Source organism: Streptomyces sp. NPDC001890 (genome assembly GCF_042891445.1).
GTDB lineage: Bacteria > Actinomycetota > Actinomycetes > Streptomycetales > Streptomycetaceae > Streptomyces.
On record NZ_JBIATE010000070.1, the window covers coordinates 941 to 7,214 of the forward strand.

13 protein-coding genes are annotated in these 6,274 nt (G+C 67.4%); 4 read left to right on the forward strand and 9 right to left on the reverse strand.

The features are described 5' to 3' along the window. Both ACFYY1_RS42890 and ACFYY1_RS42895 read left to right on the forward strand, forming a co-directional pair. Positions 1-367 (forward strand): tetratricopeptide repeat protein (locus ACFYY1_RS42890; RefSeq protein ID WP_388595514.1); only part of this gene is annotated, 367 nt, incomplete at its 5' end. 48 nt (positions 368-415) lie between these two features. Then, positions 416-571 (forward strand): hypothetical protein, encoded by a 156-nt coding sequence (locus ACFYY1_RS42895; protein WP_388595516.1) that lies wholly within the window; start codon positions 416-418, stop codon positions 569-571. A gap of 239 nt (positions 572-810) precedes the next feature. Here ACFYY1_RS42895 and ACFYY1_RS42900 read toward each other — a convergent pair whose 3' ends face one another. The 4 genes from ACFYY1_RS42900 to ACFYY1_RS42915 form a co-directional block, all read right to left on the reverse strand. Next, positions 811-1,305: a hypothetical protein gene (locus ACFYY1_RS42900; protein WP_388595517.1), complete on the reverse strand. Its 495-nt coding sequence runs from the start codon at positions 1,303-1,305 to the stop codon at positions 811-813. 56 nt (positions 1,306-1,361) lie between these two features. Beyond that, complete coding sequence (locus ACFYY1_RS42905; protein ID WP_388595519.1) at positions 1,362-1,697, reverse strand: DUF6233 domain-containing protein; 336 nt, start codon at positions 1,695-1,697, stop codon at positions 1,362-1,364. Between the two features lie 2 nt (positions 1,698-1,699). Next, a complete protein-coding gene (locus ACFYY1_RS42910; RefSeq protein WP_388595520.1) occupies positions 1,700-1,930 on the reverse strand; it encodes a hypothetical protein in 231 nt (76 codons plus the stop codon). Positions 1,931-1,992: 62 nt separating this feature from the next. Then, positions 1,993-2,127, reverse strand: a complete 135-nt coding sequence (locus tag ACFYY1_RS42915; RefSeq protein WP_388595532.1) for a DUF6233 domain-containing protein — start codon at positions 2,125-2,127, stop codon at positions 1,993-1,995. A 51-nt stretch (positions 2,128-2,178) separates the two neighbouring features. Between ACFYY1_RS42915 and ACFYY1_RS42920 the strand changes: the two genes are divergently transcribed. Together ACFYY1_RS42920 and ACFYY1_RS42925 are read left to right on the forward strand one after the other, a co-directional pair. After that, on the forward strand, positions 2,179-2,556 hold the full coding sequence (locus tag ACFYY1_RS42920) for a nuclear transport factor 2 family protein (protein WP_388595522.1): 378 nt from the start codon (positions 2,179-2,181) through the stop codon (positions 2,554-2,556). A 187-nt stretch (positions 2,557-2,743) separates the two neighbouring features. Continuing rightward, a complete protein-coding gene (locus ACFYY1_RS42925; protein WP_388595523.1) occupies positions 2,744-3,100 on the forward strand; it encodes a hypothetical protein in 357 nt (118 codons plus the stop codon). Positions 3,101-3,430: 330 nt separating this feature from the next. Here ACFYY1_RS42925 and ACFYY1_RS42930 read toward each other — a convergent pair whose 3' ends face one another. From ACFYY1_RS42930 to ACFYY1_RS42950, 5 genes are all read right to left on the reverse strand, one after another. Further along, entirely contained in the window at positions 3,431-4,471 is a 1,041-nt protein-coding gene (locus ACFYY1_RS42930; RefSeq protein WP_388595525.1) for an XRE family transcriptional regulator, read from the reverse strand. Next, positions 4,468-5,031 (reverse strand): hypothetical protein, encoded by a 564-nt coding sequence (locus tag ACFYY1_RS42935; RefSeq protein ID WP_388595526.1) that lies wholly within the window; start codon positions 5,029-5,031, stop codon positions 4,468-4,470. Before ACFYY1_RS42935 ends, ACFYY1_RS42930 begins: the two co-directional genes overlap by 4 nt. A 105-nt stretch (positions 5,032-5,136) precedes the next feature. Then, positions 5,137-5,349 carry a hypothetical protein gene (locus ACFYY1_RS42940; RefSeq protein ID WP_388595528.1) on the reverse strand — a complete coding sequence of 71 codons (213 nt, stop codon included), beginning with the start codon at positions 5,347-5,349 and terminating at the stop codon, positions 5,137-5,139. A 68-nt stretch (positions 5,350-5,417) separates the two neighbouring features. Beyond that, positions 5,418-5,741: a hypothetical protein gene (locus tag ACFYY1_RS42945; RefSeq protein ID WP_388595529.1), complete on the reverse strand. Its 324-nt coding sequence runs from the start codon at positions 5,739-5,741 to the stop codon at positions 5,418-5,420. 10 nt (positions 5,742-5,751) lie between these two features. Further along, positions 5,752-6,123, reverse strand: a complete 372-nt coding sequence (locus ACFYY1_RS42950; RefSeq protein ID WP_388595531.1) for a hypothetical protein — start codon at positions 6,121-6,123, stop codon at positions 5,752-5,754. Positions 6,124-6,274 lie beyond the last annotated feature (151 nt).

Below are 6,274 nucleotides of genomic sequence, written 5' to 3' on the forward strand. Positions count from 1 at the left end.
CCTCGCCGAGTACGAGCGACTGCTCGGCGACGAACACCCCGACACCCTGAACGCCCGCGCCAACCTCGCCGCCTCCTACCGGCAGGCCGGACGCACCGACGACGCCATCGCAATCGAAGAACCCCTCCTCGCCGAGTACAAGCGACTGCTCGGCGACGAACACCCCCACACCCTGAACGCCCGCGCCAACCTCGCCGCCTCCTACCGGCAGGCCGGACGCACCAACGACGCCATCGCAATCGAAGAACCCCTCCTCGCCGACCGCGAGCGACTCCTCGGCAACGAACACCCCGATACTCGTTCTGCTCGTGATGTGTTGTCCCGGTGGCGGTCAGCGGGGGATGGTCTTGGGGAGTCCCCGTTGTAAACGGGGCCGTTCGGTTCGTGCAGACGGTGGCGCCAGGTGGGGGTGTCCGTGCGATCCACCGGCGGCGGGCGGACGGCCGTGTTCGAGTCTGTGGCCGGGCCTCCAACTGTTCCGGCCGATCCGGGCGCGGTGGCGGAGCTCTGCCTGAGCGCTGTCCCCCACATCGCGCTCGCGGTCACCCTGGCCAGCGCCGACCTGGACTGATCGGCAGCCCCTGCACCCCCACTCGCCAACCGGGCCAGCATCCTCGGACAACGGTTGCCTCGGCGTCGTCCCCTGGCCAGCAGTCAGGCACGGGCACCCTCACCGCATCCGGGTCACGGTGAGGGTGCCGTGCCGGGTCGGACCCGGCCAGCACCTCCACGACCAGATCCGTCTCCACCCGCGTGTACGGCTCGCCCGCCGCACGCCGCTCCCCCACCACCACCGCGCCGCTCAAGGCCTCACCGAGACGAGCCGCGAGGACAGGCTCCAGGCGCGCGGACACCCTGGCCGGCGCGGCCTGAGTGTCCGCGCGCCTGGAGGAAGGCGCGGCGTTCGGTGTACGGCAGGCTGCGGCAGTCGCCGATCTGCGGGTCCGGGTGCTGCAGGACGTCCCAGCAGACGTAGGAGGCCGGGTACCGGGCTGCCAGGGCGCGGGCCCGGGTCGTGGATGACGCGGCCCGTGACTGCGCGGCCGCGAAGTCGAGCCGGCCGTCCCGCCAAATCACGGCCTCGCCGTCCAGGACCATGCCTGGGCGCAGTGTCATGCCGACGACGGCCAGGTCCATCCAGTGCTGGGTGACGACTCTGCCCGACCGGGCATACAGCACGACGGTCTCATCTGTACGGCGCAGCACAGTCCGGTGGCCGTCGTACTTGGGTTCGTACCACCAGCCCGGCCCCTGGGGCAGGACCGGGACGGCCTGGGCCAGTGCCACCTTGGTCGGGAACTCCACGGAACCGATCCTGCGAGCCCGGCGCCCGCGAGGCGCGTCGGGCGGTCCGTACGGCCCTACCCGTCGACCAGCCCCGTCTCGGGCTTGCAGATCTGGCACGCCTCGATGTCAGGCTCCGCCAAAGCGATCATTGCTTCCTCGCGGATGAGGAATCCACCCTCGACCGGATACAGGGCACAGTCCCCGCGGTGCACCAGAGCCGCCGACGACGACCGCTGCGGCTGGATCTTCCACCGCAGCGCGGCGTACGCCCGCTCCCGGGCACGGTGTTCCTGCTGCTCCTTGATCTCCAGTTCCCGGATCCGGCCCCGGACCTGACGCAGCTGCCACTCCAGCCAGTCGGCCAGGGCCCTGTTCTTGTCCAGGTCCGATATGGCTCCGGGCACAGACATGGCTACGCCTCGGCCGGCTCGTGGGCGTGCTTGAGCGCCATCCGGGCCTCGACACGGTCGCCAGCTTCGACGGAGTCCCAGAAGGGATGGGTGGACACGGTGGTGCTGAGCTCCAGGAGCCGGGCGCGGAAGCGGGTGACTTCCGCGGCCCGGTCCTCGGTGTATCCCGGGCTGTCCGGCTTCGAGGAGATGTAGTTGCTGTGGAGCTGCTTGTCGCTCTCCCAGCCGGGCATCGGCTCAGCCGACCACGGCAGGTTCCTGGCGTACTGCTCCCAGGCGGCGCGGGTCTACGGGCCTACCCGTCGACCAGCCCCGTCTCAGGTTTGCAGATCTGACATGCCTCGATGTCCGGCTCCGCCAAAGCGATCATTGCTTCCTCACGGGTGAGGAATCCACCCTCGACCGGATACAGAACGACCTCGGGAACGATCGACTCGCCGTTGGTCCGGCTTCTGTCAGACCGCTGTGGGAGGCTCCGTCGATGGAATCTTCAAAGGTGATTGAGACACTGTGGGACCGGATCCAGGCTCGGGACTGGGCAGGCGTCGCCGAGTTGATCGCGGAGGATGTCGTTGTCGAGTGGCCGATCAGCCTCGAACGCATCATCGGCCGGGAAAACTTCGTCGCAGTGAACCGTGAATATCCGGAGGGCTGGTCGATTCGGGTGCTCAAGGTGGTGGCCGAGGGAGACGAAGTCGTCTCCGAGGTCGAAGTGCCACACGACAGTCTTGGCGTCTTCCGTGCGGCATCGTTCTGGACTGTCCGTGACGGGCAGGTCGTCCGTGGGACGGAGTACTGGACGAGCCTGGGAGCGGACCCGCAGCCTGAATGGCGGGCCGCCCTTGTCGAACCGATGTAGTGCGGCGGGCGCCTCTGAGCCCCGACCTCTATTGCCGGCGGGGCCGGGAGGTCGAGGACCTTCCCGGCCCCGCCGTCACGGTTCGCATGCGATCCTGTCGAGCTCTTCAATTAATGGACGCCCTCCCCCAACGGGCAATCAACTGCGATGCTCAGCAGATGAACTCCCCTTCCCCTTGGAGAGCAGCATGGACCTGAGCGCCACCGGCGAACCCGTCGTCGTGCAGGAGGACACCCAGGTCCACGTCGGCGTCGACCTTCAGCCGGGCACTCTCACCCTCACCCGAAACGGCAAGGACTTCGCGGTGTACCACGCCCTGGTGGAGTTCGCCTCAGCCCACGGGGACCCCTGGGTAGCACAGGAAGCCAAGTTTTCCGCCAAGGGGCCGGACGGCAGATCCGTGGCATTGACCGTGGATCTTCTCAACGAGGCCTGTGACGGCCCCCGGGCTGGCGTTCCCAACGCGATCTGGAAGGTCGTAGCCCTCGCCGCGACCTCCGCCGGAGACGTCGGCATCACCTACGCGGCTCCTGGCCACGTCTGATGTAGGGATCCAAGACCGACCGATTCCGCCGCCGCCGTGATTGGCCCCTGTCCCGAACGGGCTGAGGACCGATGTGCTTGAGAAAGGGCGCCGGCCGTTGGCCGGCGCCCGACATCGGAAGTACCAGCCAGGTCAGTCGGCGTGGTGGGCCTCGTAACCGTCACTGTCGTCCGACCGGCTCGTCTCAGTCCATCCCAGAAGGGCATCGATCGCCTCCGGCGTCGTACCCATCTCCCTCGCCACATCCTCAATGAGTTCGTCAGGCCGCCACCGTCGTAGGCGCTGGGGTGACGTCACATCACTGAACAACCCACGACGCCCATAATCTGCCTACCGGACAAGGGAAAGTGCGGGCCGGATGGGAGCTGTCTTTTGCTCTCCGCCTCTGTATCCGATGGGTGCGAGGCCGAACAGGTAGTGGTTGAGTTCTTCAGGGAAGATGTGCAATGCGTTCGCCAGATCAGTCAGGGGGATTCCGTCTGCGCGCAGCACTTCGAGTACTTTCGAAATGATTCTGCTGCTCTCGCGGACCATGGATGATCCGGGTTCACCTTTCCTGTATCCAAGTTGGGCGAGCTGTTTCGCGGTCTGCTGGAAGCGCCACTCGGAAAGGAGCTGCAGGCTTCTCAGGCGGTAGGTAAATGCCATTGCAGATACGTTCCACCGTCCTTTGGCGCTCAGGATCCGCTCGACCGAGGCGTTGCTGACCTGCTGGGCAAGGATGCCGGCTTTCGGCATGAGGAAGGCAGAGGCGAAGGCATCGGCAGCGGCTTCGGCGGCAGGGCCGCGGGGCGACTCGTAGCCACTGTGCAGGACAAGGTGGCCCAGCTCGTGCGCGGCGTCGAAGCGGCCTCGCTCGCCGGTCTTGCGGGTGTTGAGCAGGATGTAGGGGGTGCCGTGCCGGATGGTGGAGAAGGCGTCGGCGTCCAGGCAGTCCGGTGCGAGGGAGAAGACCCGCACGCCGTGGGCCTCAAGGAGATGAACCATGTTGGGCGCTGGTGCCTCTCCCATCCCCCAGTCGGCGCGTACCTGCTCGGCGGCCATCTCGGGGGACAGCTCGCCGTAGGAGGGCACGTCGGGCCTGGGGAGGTTGAAGTGGTCCTCAAGCCAGTGGTTCAAGGTGGCGGCGATGGAGCCGCAACTGAGGGCGCTGTCACGCTCGGCGGCGCTCATCTTCGAGGGGGCGCGGAAACTGACGGCGCCGGGAACCATGTCGGGTGCCGGCGGCGCGTGGAAGAACTGCAGGGGAAAGTGAAGGGCTTCGGCGAGCGAGGAAAGTGTTTCCTCGGACGGGACCTTGCGCGCATTCTCGAATGCGGTGATGCTCTGGGCAGAGAAGCCCGATTCGCGGGATAGTGCCGCGAGCGTCATTCGCCGTCGTTTACGTGCGAGTACCAGTCTTTCGGGGGTAAACACTTTCCCCAACTCCTGCGTGCCAGCGGGTTCGCGGCCATGTCCTTCGTGATGTGCCCGAGCAGGGCTCGGTCCCGGTCCTGCCTGGTCGGCATCCGTCGCTTGTCGAGCGTCTCGGCCAGCTCGGTGTTGATGCCCAGCTCGGCCTGACGCAGATAGAAGCCCTTCAGGCACGACGCCGCCGAGGACAGCGCGCTGTTGCCGTACGGACGCTTGCCCACCCGCCACGGCGACCTCAGCGGTGCGGCGACCTTCGCACCGACCGCACCCATGTACCGCTCCAGGTCCCGGAAGCCGACGCTCTCCGGGGCCAGGCCCTCGTGCTCCAGCCACCGCAGGTGGTCGACGAGCAGGTAGGCGTACGGCCGGTCCGACCCAGTGCCCGCGTACTGCGACAGGAACCGCTCGGCCCCCGCATGTACGCCGCCGGCAGGCTGGACGATCGTGTACGACCGCCGTCCATCCCGGTGGATGATCTCCTGCACCCTGAGCTGACCGATTGACAGCCTGCGTGCCACGTTGCCTCCGTACCGACCTGCCTGGACATGGCGAACACCACGACGCCGGTCGGCAAACGAGCACGGGATGTCCGTGGTCACAGACACCACGAACATCCCGAACAGCTACGGCACAGGCTGGAAAAGCGTGCGAGACAGTTCGGTGCCGACGGTGACCGCACCGTGGATCGCGGCCAGGGCGCGGGCGACATCGAGGAGCCGGTACGCCTGGGCGCGGCTGATGCCGAACTCCGTATTGCAGTACGACTCCCACGAGCCGTAGCCGAGTGGCGCCCGGACGCGGGCGGCGTGCGCGTCGCGGACCCGGGCGGCGAGCACCGCCAAACTGGAGCAGCGCCGCGACGGCGCAGTGCCAGACCTGATCTCACGTACGACGATCTGCCGGGTCAGGAGGAGGGCGAGAGCTCGGGTGCCTGGCTGGGTGACTGCTTGAGGAATTGTTCGTAGGCCCGCTCCTCGAACCACCAGGCGTTCGGGGTGTGCCGCTTCGGACGCCAGGGCCGCGGTTCCACCAGCGTTTCCAGGTCGCCGTCGGGGTGCTGCAGGACGACGCCAATGCCGTAGAAGCCGAAGTCCAGCAGTTGTTCGGGGAACGCCAGTCGGCTCAGGGGCCTGGTGATGACGACCCGGCGCAGGTCGGCGGCGTAGGTCGCCGGTGCCGCCCGATGCCGCCGCCCACCCGGCTGCTGCTGCCCTTCGACAACCACCACCGATGACCTTTCAGGAGCCGGGCAGGCCCAGGAGGGTGAGCAGTTGCTGTGTGGCCTGGAATCCGCTGCCTGCCGTCTGGAGAAAGCGCTGGATACGGCCCAGCGCCACGTCGCGGGCGTCCTCGTCTCCGGCGTTGAGGGCGGCTTCCAGGTTGTCCGCGTGGCTCGCGGCGGTATCCGCATCGGCCGTCGGGGCCTGGGTGGCCTCCGCGCGCAGCCGCTCCACCACCTGCTGGTGGACGTCCCGGACCTCGCCTTGGCGTGACTGGTTCGTCGTGGCGTTGCCGGTGCCGAAGACCGCTGTGACGGTGGGATCACCTTGATTGGTGTGCTGGGTGATGCTGACGTTGGAGGTGTTGGCTCTGCGGCCAGAGTTCGCCATGTTCTCCCTCACCCCGTCCGGTGTCGCCTGGTAGCGGGGCGGGTTGAATGGGTGTTGTGAGGTTGATCCCCGGGAGTGGACACCGGGTTTCACGCGACGAGTGACAGCGTACGTGACGTGATCAGTTGCTGTTCAAACTCGGCTGGTGTGA